At 69.6% G+C, this 16,835-nt stretch carries 16 protein-coding genes; 9 read left to right on the plus strand and 7 right to left on the minus strand.

Going from position 1 to position 16,835, the window contains the following annotated elements:
- Positions 1 to 46: 46 nt before the first annotated feature.
- The 4 genes from G4Q83_RS10355 (at position 47) to G4Q83_RS10370 (ending at position 6,072) form a co-directional block, all read left to right on the plus strand.
- On the plus strand, positions 47 to 1,045 hold the full coding sequence (locus G4Q83_RS10355) for an ArsR/SmtB family transcription factor (protein WP_128419791.1): 999 nt from the start codon (positions 47 to 49) through the stop codon (positions 1,043 to 1,045).
- On the plus strand, positions 1,042 to 2,190 hold the full coding sequence (locus tag G4Q83_RS10360; RefSeq protein ID WP_128419790.1) for a homocysteine S-methyltransferase family protein: 1,149 nt from the start codon (positions 1,042 to 1,044) through the stop codon (positions 2,188 to 2,190). The genes G4Q83_RS10355 and G4Q83_RS10360 overlap by 4 nt, the downstream gene beginning before the upstream one ends.
- 110 nt (positions 2,191 to 2,300) lie before the next feature.
- Entirely contained in the window at positions 2,301 to 5,078 is a 2,778-nt protein-coding gene (metH, locus tag G4Q83_RS10365) for a methionine synthase (RefSeq protein ID WP_128419789.1), read from the plus strand.
- Between the two features lie 100 nt (positions 5,079 to 5,178).
- On the plus strand, positions 5,179 to 6,072 hold the full coding sequence (locus tag G4Q83_RS10370; protein WP_128419788.1) for an NAD-dependent epimerase/dehydratase family protein: 894 nt from the start codon (positions 5,179 to 5,181) through the stop codon (positions 6,070 to 6,072).
- Between the two features lie 277 nt (positions 6,073 to 6,349).
- Here G4Q83_RS10370 and G4Q83_RS10375 read toward each other — a convergent pair whose 3' ends face one another.
- From G4Q83_RS10375 to G4Q83_RS10405, 7 genes are all read right to left on the minus strand, one after another.
- Entirely contained in the window at positions 6,350 to 7,159 is an 810-nt protein-coding gene (locus G4Q83_RS10375; RefSeq protein ID WP_128419787.1) for a transporter, read from the minus strand.
- A 34-nt stretch (positions 7,160 to 7,193) separates the two neighbouring features.
- Entirely contained in the window at positions 7,194 to 9,350 is a 2,157-nt protein-coding gene (locus G4Q83_RS10380) for an acyltransferase family protein (RefSeq protein WP_128419786.1), read from the minus strand.
- 2 nt (positions 9,351 to 9,352) lie between these two features.
- Positions 9,353 to 10,129: a DUF2058 domain-containing protein gene (locus G4Q83_RS10385; protein ID WP_128419785.1), complete on the minus strand. Its 777-nt coding sequence runs from the start codon at positions 10,127 to 10,129 to the stop codon at positions 9,353 to 9,355.
- Positions 10,130 to 10,156: 27 nt separating this feature from the next.
- Positions 10,157 to 10,393 carry a SlyX family protein gene (locus tag G4Q83_RS10390; RefSeq protein ID WP_246432348.1) on the minus strand — a complete coding sequence of 79 codons (237 nt, stop codon included), beginning with the start codon at positions 10,391 to 10,393 and terminating at the stop codon, positions 10,157 to 10,159.
- Positions 10,383 to 11,729, minus strand: a complete 1,347-nt coding sequence (locus tag G4Q83_RS10395; protein ID WP_128419783.1) for a UDP-glucose dehydrogenase family protein — start codon at positions 11,727 to 11,729, stop codon at positions 10,383 to 10,385. The genes G4Q83_RS10390 and G4Q83_RS10395 overlap by 11 nt, the downstream gene beginning before the upstream one ends.
- 18 nt (positions 11,730 to 11,747) lie before the next feature.
- Positions 11,748 to 12,704 carry an FKBP-type peptidyl-prolyl cis-trans isomerase gene (locus tag G4Q83_RS10400; RefSeq protein WP_128419782.1) on the minus strand — a complete coding sequence of 319 codons (957 nt, stop codon included), beginning with the start codon at positions 12,702 to 12,704 and terminating at the stop codon, positions 11,748 to 11,750.
- Positions 12,705 to 12,794: 90 nt separating this feature from the next.
- Positions 12,795 to 13,361, minus strand: coding sequence for a glutathione peroxidase (locus G4Q83_RS10405; RefSeq protein WP_128419781.1), 567 nt, complete (start codon positions 13,359 to 13,361; stop codon positions 12,795 to 12,797).
- A 130-nt stretch (positions 13,362 to 13,491) separates the two neighbouring features.
- On the opposite strand from G4Q83_RS10405, the gene G4Q83_RS10410 reads away from it, so the two are divergent.
- The 5 genes from G4Q83_RS10410 to G4Q83_RS10430 are packed head-to-tail and all read left to right on the plus strand — an operon-like array spanning position 13,492 to position 16,802.
- Complete coding sequence (locus G4Q83_RS10410) at positions 13,492 to 13,692, plus strand: hypothetical protein (protein ID WP_128419780.1); 201 nt, start codon at positions 13,492 to 13,494, stop codon at positions 13,690 to 13,692.
- A 2-nt stretch (positions 13,693 to 13,694) separates the two neighbouring features.
- On the plus strand, positions 13,695 to 14,057 hold the full coding sequence (locus G4Q83_RS10415) for a GntR family transcriptional regulator (RefSeq protein ID WP_128419779.1): 363 nt from the start codon (positions 13,695 to 13,697) through the stop codon (positions 14,055 to 14,057).
- Complete coding sequence (locus tag G4Q83_RS10420) at positions 14,054 to 14,935, plus strand: ABC transporter ATP-binding protein (RefSeq protein ID WP_128419778.1); 882 nt, start codon at positions 14,054 to 14,056, stop codon at positions 14,933 to 14,935. Before G4Q83_RS10415 ends, G4Q83_RS10420 begins: the two co-directional genes overlap by 4 nt.
- A complete protein-coding gene (locus G4Q83_RS10425; protein WP_128419777.1) occupies positions 14,932 to 15,918 on the plus strand; it encodes an ABC transporter permease in 987 nt (328 codons plus the stop codon). The genes G4Q83_RS10420 and G4Q83_RS10425 overlap by 4 nt, the downstream gene beginning before the upstream one ends.
- Positions 15,919 to 15,971: 53 nt before the next feature.
- Complete coding sequence (locus G4Q83_RS10430) at positions 15,972 to 16,802, plus strand: GIN domain-containing protein (RefSeq protein WP_185817427.1); 831 nt, start codon at positions 15,972 to 15,974, stop codon at positions 16,800 to 16,802.
- Positions 16,803 to 16,835: the final 33 nt, after the last annotated feature.

Genomic DNA, 16,835 nt, shown 5'->3' on the forward strand with positions numbered 1-16,835 from the left:
CCGTCCGCGGCACCAGAATATCTCTATATCGCGATAGGAAGATATTATGGATCTGGAAGACTGGTCGACCCGGCTCAAGGTGTTCGCCGATGCGACCCGCGTGCGCCTGCTGGCGCTGCTGGAGCAGGAAGAGCTGACCGTGGCCGAGCTGTCGGCGATCACCCGGCTGGCGCAACCGCGCGTCTCCACCCACCTGGCCAAGCTGAAGGAGGCCGGGCTGGTGCGCGACCGCCGCGCCGGCGTGTCGGCCTACTACCGCTTCGACGAGGCGCAGCTGGACCCGGCGCAGCGCGCGTTGTGGCTGGCGCTGAGCACCGGCAGCGACGACCCGCTGCTGCGCCAGGACGCCGAGCGCGTGGCCGCGGTGCTGGCCAACCGCGCCGCCGACCAGAACTGGGCCGACTCGGTGGCCGGCGACATGGAGCGCCACTACTCGCCCGGGCGCACCTGGGAAGCGCTGGCGCGCACCGCGCTGCCGCTGCTGGAGACCGGCGACGTGCTCGACATCGCCTCCGGCGACGGCGTGCTGGCCGAACTGGTCGCCCCGCATGCGCGCCGCTACGTGTGCATCGACACCAGCGCGCGGGTGGTGGCCGCGGCCAGCGAGCGCCTGCGCCGGCTGGGCAACGTGGAAGTGCGCGAGGGCGACATGCACGCGCTGCCGTTCGCCGCGGCCAGCTTCGACCTGGTGGTGATGATGCATGCGCTGACCTACGCGGCCAAGCCGGCGCAGGCGGTGGCCGAATCGGCGCGAGTGCTGCGCCCCGGCGGGCGCCTGCTGCTGTGCAGCCTCGCCCGCCATGAACACAAGGCCGCGGTGCACGCCTACGGCCACGTCAACCTGGGCTTCGCGTCCAAGGAACTGCGCAAGTTCGTGCACAAGGCCGGGCTGGAGGTGTCCAGCCTGGAGACCGTGACCCGCGAGAAGCGCCCGCCGCATTTCGAGGTGGTGTCGTTGATCGCGGCCAAGCCGGAGGCGTCGGGACGCGGGACGCGGGACCCGGGACCCGGAAACGCCAGAGCCGAAGCGGGAGCAAGGCCATGAGTACATCCGCTCTCGACCGAGTCCCCAGTCCCGAGTCCCGAGTCCCGGGCCCACCCTGGCTGCACCCCCAGCGCACGCAGCAACTCCTGCAGGCCTTGACCGAGCGCATCCTGATCATCGATGGCGCGATGGGCACCATGATCCAGCGCCACGATCTGCAGGAGGCCGACTACCGCGGCGAGCGCTTCGCCGCCGGCTACGACGGCGCGCAGGCCGGGCACGTGCACGGCCCGGGCTGCGACCACGCGCCGCAGGGCCACGACCTGAAGGGCAACAACGACCTGCTGCTGCTGTCGCGGCCGGAAGTGATCGCCGGCATCCACCGCGCCTACCTCGATGCCGGCGCCGACCTGCTCGAGACCAACACCTTCAACGCCACCTCGATCAGCCAGGCCGACTACCACCTGGAGCACCTGGTCTACGAGCTCAACAAAGCCGGCGCACGCGTGGCGCGCGATTGCTGCGATGCGGTCGAGACGCTCACCCCGGACAAGCCGCGCTTCGTCATCGGCGTGCTCGGCCCGACCAGCCGCACCGCCTCGATCAGCCCCGACGTCAACGATCCCGGCTTCCGCAACACCAGCTTCGACGAACTGCGCGGCACCTACCGCGAAGCGGTCGAGGGCCTGATCGATGGCGGCGCCGACACGCTGATGGTGGAGACCATCTTCGACACGCTCAACGCCAAGGCGGCGCTGTACGCGATCGAGGAAGTGTTCGACGCGCGCGGCGGGCGGCTGCCGGTGATGATCTCCGGCACCATCACCGACGCTTCCGGGCGCACCCTGTCCGGACAGACCGCCGAAGCGTTCTACGCCTCGGTGGCGCACGGCCGGCCGCTGTCGGTGGGGCTGAACTGCGCGCTCGGCGCCAACGACCTGCGCCCGCACGTGGAGACGCTGGCGCGGATCGCCGACGGCTACGTCAGCGCGCATCCCAATGCCGGCCTGCCCAACGCCTTCGGCGAGTACGACGAAACCCCCGAGGAAATGGCGGCGACGCTGAAGGAATTCGCCGAATCCGGACTGCTGAACCTGGTCGGCGGCTGTTGCGGCACCACCCCGGCGCACATCCAGGCGATCGCCGAGGCGGTGCGCGGGCTGCGTCCGCGCACGCCGCTGGCAGCGCAGGCACAGGCGGCCTGAGATGAGGCTGCATCCGCTGCCGCTTCACGCATTCGCGGGGCGCGCCGCCTGCGCCGCACCGGCCGCCGGCGCACGCGCGTCCACCGCCACGATCCTGCAAGGCTGAGCCCATGTCCGCCCGCATTACCCGCCTGTCCGGCCTGGAGCCGTTGCTGCTGACCCCGGACCTGCTGTTCGTCAACGTCGGCGAGCGCACCAACGTCACCGGCAGCGCGCAGTTCCGCAAGCTGGTCAAGGAGGAGCGCTACGAGGAAGCGGTGGACGTGGCGCGCCAGCAGGTCGCCAGCGGCGCGCAGATCCTCGACGTCAACATGGACGAGGGCCTGATCGATTCGGAGAAGGCGATGACCCGCTTTCTCAACCTGATCATGTCCGAGCCGGACATCGCGCGCATCCCGATCATGGTCGACTCCTCCAAGTGGAGCGTGATCGAGGCCGGGCTGAAGTGCCTACAGGGCAAGAGCGTGGTCAACTCGATCTCGCTGAAGGAAGGCGAAGCGGTGTTCGTCGAGCACGCGCGCAAGGTGCTGCGCTACGGCGCCGCCGCGGTGGTGATGGCGTTCGACGAGCAGGGCCAGGCCGACACCTGCGCGCGCAAGGTGGAGATCTGCGGCCGCGCCTACCGGATCCTGACCGAGCAGGTCGGCTTCCCGCCGGAAGACATCCTCTTCGACCCCAACATCTTCGCCGTGGCCACCGGCATCGAGGAGCACGACAACTACGCGGTGGACTTCATCGAGGCCACCCGCATCATCCGCCAGACCCTGCCGCACTGCCACGTGTCCGGCGGCGTGTCCAACGTGTCGTTCTCGTTCCGCGGCAACGAGACCGTGCGCCAGGCGATCCACTCGGTGTTCCTGTACCACGCCATCGCCGCGGGCATGGACATGGGCATCGTCAACGCCGGCGGCATGCCGATCTACGACGACCTGGACCCGGACCTGCGCGAGCGCGTGGAGGACGTGATCCTCAACCGCCGCCGCGACGGCACCGAGCGCCTGCTGGAGATCGCCGAGCGCTACAAGGGCAAGAAAGGCCAGAGCAGCGTCGAGGACCTGAGCTGGCGCGACAAGCCGGTGCGCGCGCGGCTGGCGCATGCGCTGGTGCACGGCGTGGACGCCTACGTGGAACTCGATACCGAGGAAGCGCGGCAGCAGTCCACGCGCCCGCTGGACGTGATCGAAGGCCCGCTGATGGACGGCATGAACGTGGTCGGCGACCTGTTCGGCGCCGGCAAGATGTTCCTGCCGCAGGTGGTCAAGTCGGCGCGGGTGATGAAGAAGGCGGTGGCCTACCTGCTGCCGTACATCGAGGCGGAGAAGCTGCGCAGCGGCGACACCGGCAAGTCCAACGGCAAGATCGTCATGGCCACGGTCAAGGGCGACGTGCACGACATCGGCAAGAACATCGTCGGCGTGGTCCTGGCCTGCAACAACTTCGAGGTGATCGACCTGGGGGTGATGGTGCCGACCCAGACCATCCTCGACCGCGCGCGCGCCGAGAACGCCGACATCATCGGCCTGTCCGGGCTGATCACCCCGTCGCTGGAGGAGATGAGCCACGTCGCCCGCGAGATGCAGCGGCAGGGGTTCTCGATGCCGCTGCTGATCGGCGGCGCCACCACCTCGCGCGCACACACCGCGCTGAAGATCGACCCGCACTACGCGGCGCCGACGGTGTGGGTCAAGGACGCCTCGCGCGCGGTCGGCGTGGCGCAGTCGCTGATCTCCAAGGACCTGCGCGCCGCCTTCGTCGCCGCCAACGACACCGACTACGCCGAGATCCGCCAGCGCCACAAGAACCGCGGCGACGCCAAGCGCCTGGTGTCGCTGGAGAAGGCGCGCGCGCAGCGCTTCGACGGCGGCTGGGACGCCTACACCCCACCGGCGCCGCGCCAGCCGGGCCTGCACGTGTTCGACGACTACCCGCTGCCGGAACTGATCGACCTGATCGACTGGACCCCGTTCTTCCAGGCCTGGGAACTGGCCGGCAAGTTCCCGGCGATCCTCAGCGACGTGGTGGTCGGGCAGCAGGCCAGCGACCTGTACCGCGACGCGCGGGCGATGCTCAAGCGCATCGTCGGCGAGAAGTGGCTGACCGCCAAGGCCGTGTTCGGGTTATGGCCGGCGAATGCGGTCGGAGACGACGTGGAGGTGGTGTTGGGGCGGGACACGGGACTCGGGACACGGGACCCGGAAACACCTATTTCGACCGGCAGCACTTCAACGGATAGCTCTGCCGAGTCCCGAGTCCCGAGTCCCGAGTCCCGGCACCTCCTGCACTTCCTGCGCCAGCAGGTCGACAAACCCATCGAGCGTCCCGATTTCTGCCTGGCCGATTTCATCGCGCCCAAGGACAGCGGCAGGCAGGACTGGATCGGCGCGTTCGCGGTCACCGCCGGCATCGGCATCGAGCCGCACGTGGCGCGATTCGAAGCGGCGCACGACGACTACAACGCGATCCTGCTCAAGGCACTGGCCGATCGCCTGGCCGAGGCTCTGGCCGAACGCCTGCACCAGCGCGTGCGCCGCCAATTCTGGGGCTACGCCGACGACGAGGCGCTGGACAACGACGCCCTGATCGCCGAGAAGTACCGCGGCATCCGCCCTGCCCCCGGCTATCCGGCCTGCCCCGAGCACAGCGAGAAGAAGACCCTGTTCGCGCTGCTCGAGGCCGAGCGCAACGCCGGCATGGCGCTGACCGAGAGCTTCGCGATGCTGCCGACCGCGGCGGTGTCCGGCTACTACTTCAGCCATCCGCAGAGCCAGTACTTCGTGGTCGGGCGCCTGAGCAAGGAACAGGTCGCCGACTACGCGCGGCGCAAGGGCGTGCCGCTGCTGCAGGCCGAGCGCTGGCTGGCCTCGAACCTGGACTACGACCCGGAGTGAGCCGCGGCCGGCCCGCGCAACGCATCGGTTCCGGCCGCCCGCGCGCAGCCAGCGCAATGCAGTCCATGCACAACGCCTCCAGGCCATCGGAACGGTCCCCATGAAGATCGTGGTCACCGGCAGCAGCGGCCGCATCGGCCGCGCGATCCACATCCGCCTGTCGCGGCAGCACCGCGTCGACGGCTTCGACAGCGCGCCCTCCTCCACCGCCGCCTGGGTCGGCGACCTGGCCGACGGCGCGCTGCTGGCGCGCGCGCTGCAGGGCGCGGACGCGGTGGTGCACACCGCGGCGCTGCATGCGCCGCACGTGCCGCACGTCGGCGCGGCCAGATTCCGCCAGGTCAACGTCGACGGCACCCGCCGCGTGCTCGATGCGGCGAGCGCGGCCGGCGTCGGCCGCATCGTCTTCACCAGCACCACCGCGCTGTACGGCAGCGCCGCCAGCCCCGCCGACACCGCGGCCTGGGTCGACGAAGACCTGCCGCCGCAGCCGCAGACCATCTACCACCACACCAAGCTGGAAGCCGAGGCGCTGCTGCGCGAGGCGGCCGCCCAGGGCGGGCCGAGCGTGCGCATCCTGCGCATGTCGCGCTGCTTCCCCGAGCCGGCCAATCTGATGGCGGTGTTCCGCCTGCACCGCGGCATCGACGCGCGCGACGTCGCCGACGCGCACGCCGCGGCGCTGCTCCATGCCGGCCCGGCCGCGGCGACCTTCGTCGTCTCCGGCGCCACGCCGTTCCTGCGCGAGGATTGCCAGGCGCTGCACCTCGACCCGCAGGCGCTGCTGCGGCAGCGCGCGCCGCGGCTGGTCGACGCGTTCCGGCAGCGCGGCTGGCCGCTGCCGACGCGAATCGACCGCGTCTACTCGGCGCAGCAGGCACTGCAGGCACTGGACTGGCGACCACGCCACGGCTTCGAGGAGGTGCTGGCGCAGTACGACCGGCACGTCCCGGAGGTCCTGCCGCCCGGCGACGGCGAGCCTGCGCGCGAGTGAGCGCGCGGCGGCACGGGCGTAGTCTGGTGCTCCAAACTCCGCGAGGCGCTTCGCGCCGGACCCTCACCCCAACCCCAACCCCAACCCTTCTCCCGAGGGGAGAGGGGCTCGCGGCTGTTCCTTCTCCCGTCAGGACCATGGCCCCCTTTTGGGGGAAAGGTGCCCCGCAGGGCGGATGAGGGTACGGGCGCAGCCCCGTGCATCCAAATTCCGCGAGTCGCTGCGCGCCGGACCCTCACCCCAACCCCTCTCCCGGGGGAGAGGGGCTTACGGCCGCTCAGCGCAACAGCACCGACACGCCGAGGCCGCCCTGCCAGTCCGAGCTCGGCGCGGACAAGCCGCGCAGCACCGACAGGTCCAGCTGCACGCGCTCGGCGATCAACCAGGTCAGCCCGGTGCCGAGCGCGCACATCTCGTCCTCGCCGCCGCCGATGCCGGCTTCGGCATAGGCGCTGAGGTCGCCCTGCGCATAGAAGGTATAGCTCGGCGACACGGTCCAGCCGTGGCCGTCGTCGCTGTCGCTGAGGTTGGCGTACAGCGCGACGTTGCGCCCGCCCTCCAGGTCCCAGCCGGCGCTGACGCCGAGATCGTAGCGGTGCCCGTCGTCGCCGTACGGCGCACGTCCCACCGGCACCGCGGCGGTGCCGAGCACGGCCCAGGAAAACGCGTCGCTGTTGCTCGGCAGCGCCCATTTCAGGCCGACGCGGGCATCGCCGCCGCCATGCCCGCGGAAATCCTCACCGGTGCCGCGCACGCGCTGCCAGACCTGGCTGTCGATGGCCAATTGCAGTTCCGCCTGCGCGCTCAGGCCGATCCGCAGGCGGCTGTCGGCCACGTATTCGGTGCTGCGCACGCCGCCGCTGCGGTCGTAGGTCACGTCCGACAGCGCCTGCTCCCAGGCGACGCCGCCGGCCGGCAGGGTCTGCGACGCGAAGCCGATGCCGGGGCGGTCGAACGTCGGCGCGTCGTCGGCGCAGGCGGCTCCGGCCGGACCCAGGCCGCCGAGCAAGAGCAGCGCGCAACGCAGGGGCGCGCGATGAAGGCGGACGTTCGCGCGCAGCGCGCCAGCGGGAATACGGGTGGTCATGGGCCGCCTCCGGGAGATTGGGCGACGCCGCAGGTCACGGCGTCGCGCTCGATTCTGCCTGCACCGCCTTGACGTGCGCAGTGAAGCTCGGCAACAGCACCCGGTTGCCGTAGCCGCTGAGGTGATCGGCATCGAAGAACAGCGGACGCCCGTCGCGCAGGCCAGCGCAACGCGTGGGCTCGCACAGCGCCGGCAACGGATCCCACACCGATGCGTGCGGCAGCCGCGCGGCGATGCGCTGCAGGCGCTGCAGCACCGGCGCGCGGTAGCGCTGCATCGTGTCGCGCGGGATCTGCGTGCCGCGCGCGCAGATCGCATTGCCGCGATTGAACCAATCGGAACAGCGATACGGCGGCGCGCGCAGCAACGGCTTCGGCGCTTCGAACACGATGCGCACGCCGCGCTGCGCCAGCGGCTGCAGCAGCGCGACCGCCGCCTCCTCGCCGGCAGCGCGCACCGCCTGCGCCTGCGCACCGTCCTGCTCGGCCATCACCGCCGCCTCGTCGAACAGCTGCGTCTGCTCGGCCAGGCGCAGCAAGCGCAGCGCCGGCAGGAACAGCACATCGCCGTCGCGCGCATGCGCGGCGACATCGGCCAGGGTGCTGCGCTCGTAGGCCTGGCACCCGGCGTGCGTCGCCTGCCAGGCCTGCAGGCCGACGATGGGGCAGCCGCCGACGCCGTACAGGCGCACCGCGACACCGCTCTGCAGCGCGAACCGGCGCAGCAATTCGTTGTAGGCCAGCGCATGCGAATCGCCGGCGACGAACAGTTGGGTCGGCGTGCGCGGCGTCTCCAGGCCGCCGTCGCGCAGGTCGCAGTCGCCGCGCTCGAACAGCTTGGCGCTGCCGACCTGCAGGTCCGCCCGTCCGGTCTTCAGCGTGCAGCGCGGGAACTCCTTGCGCATGCCCTTGGCATAGGCGTACCACTCCAGCGGATGCCGGCTCACCGTGCTCAGCGAGTAGTAGCGCTGCGTGTCCAGCAGCACCGCATGCACCCCGGCGGCAAGCAGGATCAGGCCCAGCCCGGCGGCGATGGTCCGCGCCGGCGTGCGCGTCTTGCCGATGCGGCCGCTGCGCCATGGCAGTTCCACCCAGCGGTACGAGGCGATCGCCAGCGCCGCCACCAGCAGCAGCGCCAGCGCCTTGGCCAGCGCCGACTCCAGGCCCACGGTCCAACGGAACAGCACGAACACCGGCCAATGCCACAGGTACAGCGAATAGGAGACGCGGCCGATCGCCACCACCGCGCGCTGCGACAACGCCCGCTTGATCCAGCCGGCGGGCGCGCCGTGCAACAGCGCCAGCAGGCCCAGCGTGCCCAGCACCGGCCACAGGCCGTCGGGCCACGGCGACTGGCCCGGCCGCGCGCGCCACAGCCCGTAGCCGACCGCGGCCAACGCCAACGCCAGCAGCGGCGAGCGCCAGTGCCAGGTCGCGCGCGACGCCACCGCGCCGCGCTCGAAGCGGCCGCTCAGCGCCAGGCCCTGGTACAGCAGCACGCCGCTGCCCAGCTGCCAGAAGCGCGCGCTGGTCAGGTAGAACGCATCGCCGGCCTCGCCGCCGCCGCGGCTGCGCAGCAGCGCGTAGGCCAGCGATGCGGCCGAGGCGAGCGCCACCAGCAGCGTGGACCAGATGCGGCCACGGCCGCCGCGGTTCCAGGCCAGGAACAGTAGCGGGAACAGCAGGTAGAACTGCTCCTCCACGCCCAGCGACCAGGTATGCGTGTACGGATTGAACTCGGCCTTCGGCGAGAAGTAATCGTTGTCGCTGGCGGCCAGCACCCAGTTGCTGAGGCCGACGAAGGCCATGCGCCCGGTCTTGGCGCTGGTCTCGCTCAGCCAGGAGTCGGGAATGAACAGGCCGCTGGCCAGTGCGGTCGCCAGCAGGCACGCCACCAGCGCCGGCGCGATACGGCGCAGGCGCCGCGCGTAGAACTGCGCGAACACGCCCCAGCTGCCGGCGGCCGGCAAGCGCTGCAGCGAGGCGCTGACCACGAAGCCGGAGATCACGAAGAACACGTCGACGCCGGTGAAGCCGCCCGGCAGCCAGGCCGGATCCAGGTGATAGGCGATGACCGCCAGCACCGCGAGCGCGCGCAGCCCATCGACATGCGGCAGATAGCCGCGCGCATGCGCGTGCGGCGGCGTGTGCAGGCGATCGGTCCCTGCGTTCCCCGTCCCTGGGACAGCCATGCCTACCAGACCAGGTCGTCGGGGATCTGGTACTTCGGATCGGCGTAGGGATCTTCTTCGGCCGTGGCGTTGGGGTCCACCCGCAACGCCACCGATGCCGGGAAGATCGCCTCGGCCTGATCCAGCAGGGCCGCCGTGACCAGCAGGTAGCGGCCGTTCTGCTGCAGCACGCCCAGCTCGCCGGCGTTGAGCGCCTTGAGCTGGCCGGCGGTCACGTAGATGCGCTTGATCTTGCCGCCATACGGGAAATGCCGGGCGATGTCGGACTCGGCGTGGTTCAGCGCCTGGTCCTTGAGCAGTTCGTCGAGCTTGGCCCGCGCTTCGCGGCGCAGCCGCGCCTGCTCCTGCTTCAGCCGCTCGGCCTCGATGCGCTCGTCCTTCTCGCGCTGCGCACGGATCGCATAGGCCTTGGCCAGATCGATGTCCTCGCGCGAACGCGGCGGCCGTGCAGAATGCGGCCGTGCCGGCGGCTGGCCAGGCGCGCCCTGCGGCCGGCCCGCACCCTGCGGACGGCCGCGGCCGTCACCCGCCGCATGCGGACGCGCGGCGCCGTCGCCACGCGGACGGCCGGCGCCGTCATGCGCGCGCGCGCCGCCGGGCTTGCCGGCGACGTGCGGACGTTCGCCACGCGCGCCTGACGGCTTGTGGCCATGCGCCGGATGCTGGCCGGGCCGCCCTCGCGACGGCTGCGCGGGCGTGGCGTTGCGCTCTGGGCGTTCGGGTTTCGGCACGGGCTTGAAGCCCAGGCCCAGCAGCTGGTCGCGGAGGGTATCGCTCATCGTGGCAGGATCGGAATCGGTTCTATATCAATAATGCGGAGGGGGTGGTTCGTCGGCGGCATCGGCATACAGCGTGCTGCGCACCTTGCCCAGGTCTTCGAGCAGGTGGCGCAGCAGCACCGCGTTGCGTCGGCTTTCGGCACGCGCCTCGGCCAACGCATCGCTCACCTCGGACAGCGCCTGTTCCTGGAAGGACAGGCGCGTCTCCAGCTCGATCAACCGGTTCTCCAGCAATCGATCCTGGGTGGAGCCGTCATGCTTCACTGATCGAACGCCCGCGGCCGATGCCATAGTAAGCCAGGCCGAAGGTCTCGATGTCCGGCGGATCGTAGAGATTGCGGCCGTCGAACACCACCGCGTCGCCGAGCAGTTCCTTCATCCGGGTGAAATCGGGGCTGCGGAACTGCTTCCACTCGGTGACCACGACCAGTGCGTCGGCGCCTTCCAGCGCGGCGAAGGCGTCCTCGCAGAAACTCAGGTCCTCGCGTTCGCCGAAGATGCGCTTGGCTTCCTCGGTCGCCTCTGGATCGTAGGCGCGCACCTTGGCCCCGGCGTCCCACAGCTGCGCCAGCAGGCGGCGACTGGAGGCCGCGCGCATGTCGTCGGTATTGGGCTTGAACGCCAGGCCCCACACCGCGAAGGTCTTGCCGGCCAGGCTCTGCTCCTGTCCGTAGTGGCGCTGGATCAGTTCGTACAGGTGGCCCTTCTGCGCCTCGTTGACCACTTCCACCGCATCCAGCAGCTTCGGCGCGTGGCCGTACTGCTGCGCGGTGCGCGCCAGCGCCTGCACGTCCTTGGAAAAGCATGAGCCGCCGTACCCGGCGCCCGGATAGATGAAGTGCCAGCCGATGCGCGGATCCGAGCCGATGCCCTGGCGCACCTTCTCCACGTCGGCGCCGACCCGCTCGGCGATGTTGGCGATCTCGTTCATGAAACTGATCTTGGTCGCCAGCATCGCGTTGGCGGCGTACTTGGTCAACTCGGCCGAACGCACGTCCATCTCCACGATGCGGTCATGGTTGCGGTTGAACGGCGCGTACAGGCGGCGCAGGCGCGCGGCGGTGCCCGGCTTGCTGCTGCCGATCACGATGCGGTCCGGACGCATGCAGTCGGCGACCGCGTCGCCTTCCTTCAGGAACTCCGGATTGGACACTACGTCGAACTCGATCGTTTCGCCGCGCGCCTCCAGTTCGGCGGCGATCGCCGCGCGCACCTTGTCGGCGGTGCCGACCGGCACCGTCGACTTGTTGACCACCACGGTCGGGCCGTGGATGTGCCGGCCGATGGTGCGGGCCACCGCCAGCACGTATTGCAGATCGGCGCTACCGTCCTCGTCCGGCGGCGTGCCGACGGCGATGAACACGATGTCTCCCTGCGCGATGGCGCTGGCCGCATCGGTGGTGAAGAACAGCCTGCGTGCGGCGTGATTGGCCTTGACCATCGGCGAGAGGCCAGGCTCGTAGATCGGCACCACGCCGTTGTTGAGCGCATCCACTTTGGCTTGGTCGATGTCCACGCACACCACGTGATGGCCTACCTCGGCCAGACAGGTTCCGGTGACGAGCCCGACATAGCCGGTACCGAATATCGCGACGCGCATGTAACCTCTTTCTTTCGGTTATTGGAGGATGCCCAACAGTTCCACGTCGAAGGTCAGCATGGCATCCGGGCCGATCGGGCCGCCCGGCGTCCCCTGCGGGCCGTAGCCCAGGTTCGACGGAATCCAGAAACGGTACTTGGAGCCGACCGGCATCAGCGCCACGCCCTCGCTCCAGCCCGGGACCACCTGGTTGAGCGAGAACTCGGCTGGCTGGCCGGTCTTGTACGAGCTGTCGAACACTTCGCCGCTGAGCAGCTTGCCCTCGTAATTCACCCGCACCTTGCTGGTCGGCATCGGGCGCTCGCCGCTGCCCTGGCGCAGCACCAGGTACTGCAGGCCCGACGGCGTGGTGACCACGCCCTTCTGGGTCTTGTTCTGGGCCAGGAAGGCGTTGCCCTTCTCGCGGTTGTCGGTGGCCGCGGCGGCCTGCTTGGACGCGCTGAAGGCCTGCAGCGTGGCGGTCGCCTGCTCCTGGGTCATCGCGGTCTCGCCCTTGGCGAACACGGTCCGCACCGCACCCAGCAGCGTGGGCAGGTCGATGTCGTTCTGGATCCGCGCCAGCGACGGACCGACCGCGCGATCGCCGAGCATCAGGCCCACGTTCTGCTTGGACACCGCCGGCGGCCGGCTGCCCGGCGCCGCGCCCGGCGGCGGCTGGCCGCTGCGCGCGGCCAACTGGGTGCGCAATGCGGTGTCGGTGGCCTGCGCCTGCTCGTCGGACAGCAGCGGCTTGCCGCCCTTGAACGCGTTCTCGATCGCGCGCTGCATGGCGTCCAGATCGATGTCCTGGGCGATGGGCTCGAACGAACGCGCCACGTCCATGCCGATCGCGTAGCTGACCTTCTGCTTCTCGGTGCCCAGCGCCGCCGGCTTGGCCGTGGCCGGTGCCGCCGGTGCCTGCGCGAACGCACTGCCGGCCACCATGGCCATCCCCATCAACAGCGACGCTGCGGCGCCGCGCATTCCGATCTTCATTCGCTTGACTTTCCCTGATAGTGAACTGGAGGCGCCGCGATGGCGCAGAAGTTGCATTGTCGCATGCGCGGCGGAGATGTTGACCCGGATTCAATGTGATGCGGGCTGCGCTTTCAGTTCGCGTTCGATGGCCGCGCGCAGGATCGGATCGTCGGGCGCGACCTTGCTGGGGAACTGCGCGACCACGCGCCCGTCGCGCGCGACCAGATACTTGTGGAAATTCCAGCCCGGCGCCACGCCCGTGGCTTGGGTCAGCTGCCGATACAGCGGCGTCGCCTCGGCGCCGAGCACATGCACCTTCTCGAACATCGGGAACTTGACCCCGTAGGTCAACGTGCAGAATTCCTGGATCTGCTTCTCCGATCCGGGCTCCTGTCCCTTGAAGTCGTTGGACGGGAAACCGAGCACGCTGAACCCTTGCGCGGCGTAGCGCTGCTGCAGCTGCTCCAGCCCGTCGTACTGCGGGGTGTAGCCGCACTTGCTGGCGGTGTTGACCACCAGCAGCACCTTGCCGCCGTAGGTCTTGTTCAGGTTCACCTTGTCCTTGCCGGCCAGCGGGCGGTAGTCCAGATCCAGCAACGAGGCCGCCAAGGCGCTGCCGACGGTGCCCGCGGCGGCCAAAAGTGTCAGCAGTAACAAACGTTTAGGGAGTTTCATCGGGGGTCCCGGAAGGAAGGAATGGAGAGCAGCGGCGCATAAGCCATGCGTTGGGTCGGTCGTCGTGTTGACATGACGTGTGACGGTGTTATAGTTATATACAACACCATTCACCCAGAGCAGGGACACGATGAACCTCCAACGCATGCAGCGCAGCTTTCCGGCCCTGGTCATCGTCGGCGCCCAGCGCAGCCCGGGACGGTCGCCCGATTATGGCGCCAGCCAGCCGCAGGAAGACAGTCGTGCCGCGCCCGCGCCGGTGCGGCGGATGCGCGCATCGCTGTCGATGCCCTATTTCTCCTTCGCGCACACGCTGCGCCCACGGAGCTGACCATGAGCGATATCCAATGGAGCGATGGCGCTCCGATCTACCGCCAGCTGAAGGAGCGCGTGATCGCGATGATGCTGGACGGGATCATCAAGCCCGGCGACGCGCTGCCCTCGGTGCGCCAGGTCGCCGCCGAATACCAACTCAACCCGATCACCGTCTCGCGCGCCTACCAGGAACTGGCCGACGAGGCCCTGGTCGAGAAGCGCCGCGGGCTGGGCATGTTCATGACCGAGGAAGCGGCCAAGAAGCTGCGCGGCAGCGAGCGCGAGCGCTTCCTCAACGAAGAGTGGCCGCTGGTGCTGGAACGGATCCAGCGCCTGGGCCTGACACTGGAAGACTTGTTGCCACCGGGGAAAACACCATGACTGCCGTTGCCGCTGCATCCGAATCCGTCGTCTCCGCGCATGCGTTGCGCAAGACCTACTCCAACAAGCCGGCATTGGCCGACGCCTCGTTCGCGATCGCGCCGGGCCGCATCGTCGGCCTGATCGGCCCCAACGGCGCCGGCAAGACCACCGCGCTGAAAGCGGTGGTCGGCCTGACCGCGGTCGAGGGCCAACTGCGCGTGCTCGGCATGGACCCGCGCAAGCAGCGCGACGCACTGATGAACGAGGTGTGCTTCATCGCCGACGTGGCGGTGCTGCCGCGCTGGATGCGGGTGCGCGAGGCGATCGACTTCGTCGCCGGCGTGCATCCGCGCTTCGACCGCGCCAAGTGCGAGCGCTTCCTGGCCAACACCAAGCTCACCCCCAGGCTGCGCGTGCGCGAAATGTCCAAGGGCATGATCGTGCAGTTGCACCTGGCCCTGGTGATGGCCATCGACGCGCGCCTGCTGGTGCTCGACGAACCCACCCTGGGCCTGGACATCCTGTACCGCAAGGAGTTCTACCAGCGCCTGCTGGAAGACTACTTCGACGAACAGAAGACCATCGTCATCACCACCCACCAAGTCGAGGAGATCGAGCACATCCTCACCGACGTGCTGTTCATCCGCGACGGCCGCATCGTGCTCAGCGCCGACATGGAGCACATGGCCACGCGCTACACCGAACTGCTGGTGCCGGCCGAGCGCGTCGACGCGGCGCGCGCGCTGCAACCGATCGACGCGCGCGCCCTGCCGTTCGGCAAGACCGTGTTCCTGTACGACGGTGCGCCGCAGGCGCAACTGGCGGCCCTCGGCGAAACCCGCACCCCCGGCCTGGCCGATCTGTTCGTCGCCGTCATGAAGGGGACCTACGCATGAACGCGCCCGCCAAGTCCATCGCTTCGCTGTCCACCTTCAAGTGGCTGCTCAAGCGCGAGTTCTGGGAACACCGCGGTGGCTTCCTGTGGGCGCCGGTCATCGCCGGCGGCGTGATCACCGTGCTGTACGCGCTGCTGGCGCTGATCGGCACCGTGGCCGGTCGCGGCAACGATACCAACAGCATCGACATCAACTGGGACGGCGGCCCGCAAAAGGTGAACGAGATCATCGGCGCCGTGGGCGACGGCGCCATGCTGGCCGGCGTGGTCCTGGCCTGCATCGTGCTCGGCTTCGTGGTGTTCTTCTACGCCCTGGGTTCGCTGTACGACGACCGCCGCGACCGCAGCGTGCTGTTCTGGAAGTCGCTGCCGCTGTCGGACCTGAGCACGGTGCTGTCCAAGGCGGCCTGGGCGCTGCTGCTGGCGCCGATCGTGGCGGTCGGCATCGGCCTGCTGATCGGCATCGCCCTGTGGGTGGTCACCGCACTGACCATGTCGGTCAACGGCATCACCCAGAGCAGCGCGGTGTTCACCCACTCGCATCCGCTGCGCATCATCGGCGGCGTGCTGTCCAACCTGCCGATCTACGTGATGTGGTCGCTGCCGACCATCGGCTGGCTGATGTTCTGCTCGGCCTGGGCGCGCACCAAGCCGTTCCTGTGGGCGGTGCTGATCCCGATCCTGGGCTGCGTGATGGCGAGCATGATGGGCATCCTGCCGATGCTGCACGTGAACCACAATCTGATCTGGTACACGGTGGTCTACCGCGGCCTGCTGAGCGTGCTGCCAGGCACCTGGCTGCCGGTGCTCAGCGAAAGCGCGCCGCCGGTGCAGATCAACGGCCCGCAGGATCTGGCCAACGCGATCCAGCTCAGCGACGCCTGGCGCATCTTCCAGAGCGCCGACATCTGGATCGGTGCGGCGGTCGGCGTGGCCTTCATCGTCGCGGCGATCTGCCTGCGCCGCTGGCGCGACGACGCCTGACCCGTACCGCCACCCCGTCCCGATTCCCTCTTTCCCGCAAGGAGTTTCCGATGATGCGCAAGACCTTCGCGCTGTGTGCGCTGCTGCTGGTACCGGCCCTGGCCCTGGCCGACGATTGCAAGTTTTCCGAGCCGCGCAACCTGAAACTGGACCTGGCAGGCGTCAAGAAAGTGGTGTTCGACGCGCAGCAGAACACTCTCAAACTCGCCGGCGCCGGCGCCAGCGGCGGTGCGTTCGAACTGCGCGGCCGCGCCTGCGCCTCGGACGCGGACACGCCGAAGCAGCTGACCCTGCGCCAGCGCCGCGACGGCGACACGCTGACCGTGACCCTGCAGCACGAAGGCACGCTGCGCGGCATCAGCCTGGGCAACCGCTACGCCTACCTGGACATCGCCGGCAGCGTGCCCAGCTCCCTGCCGCTGCAACTGCGGCTGGGCTCCGGCGACGCCGACATCGGCGGCGTGGCCTCGCTCGACGCCGCGGTCGGTTCCGGCGACCTGCATGCGCATGGCGTGCGCGGCTTGGTCAGCGCCACGCTGGGCTCGGGCGACATCCAACTGCGCGACATCGGCGGTCTCAACCTGCCGACCCTGGGTTCGGGCGACCTCAAGGCGAGCCAGATCGGCGGCGAGGTCAAGATCGGCACCGTCGGCTCCGGCGACCTGACCGTACACGGCGTGCGCGGCGGGGTGCAGATCGACAGCATCGGCTCCGGCGATGCGCAGCTACGCGACGTGAGCGGCAGCGTGGCCGTGCAATCGATCGGCTCCGGCGATCTGGACGTCAGCGACGTCGGCGGCAAACTCACCGTGCAACGGGCCGGCAGCGGCGACGTCCACCACAGCGGCGTGCGCGGCAGCGTCGATGTGCCCAAGCCGCGCTGACCCACGGCCCTCCCTTCTCGCTTCGACCGAGGA

Source organism: Xanthomonas theicola (assembly GCF_014236795.1).
Lineage (GTDB): Bacteria > Pseudomonadota > Gammaproteobacteria > Xanthomonadales > Xanthomonadaceae > Xanthomonas_A > Xanthomonas_A theicola.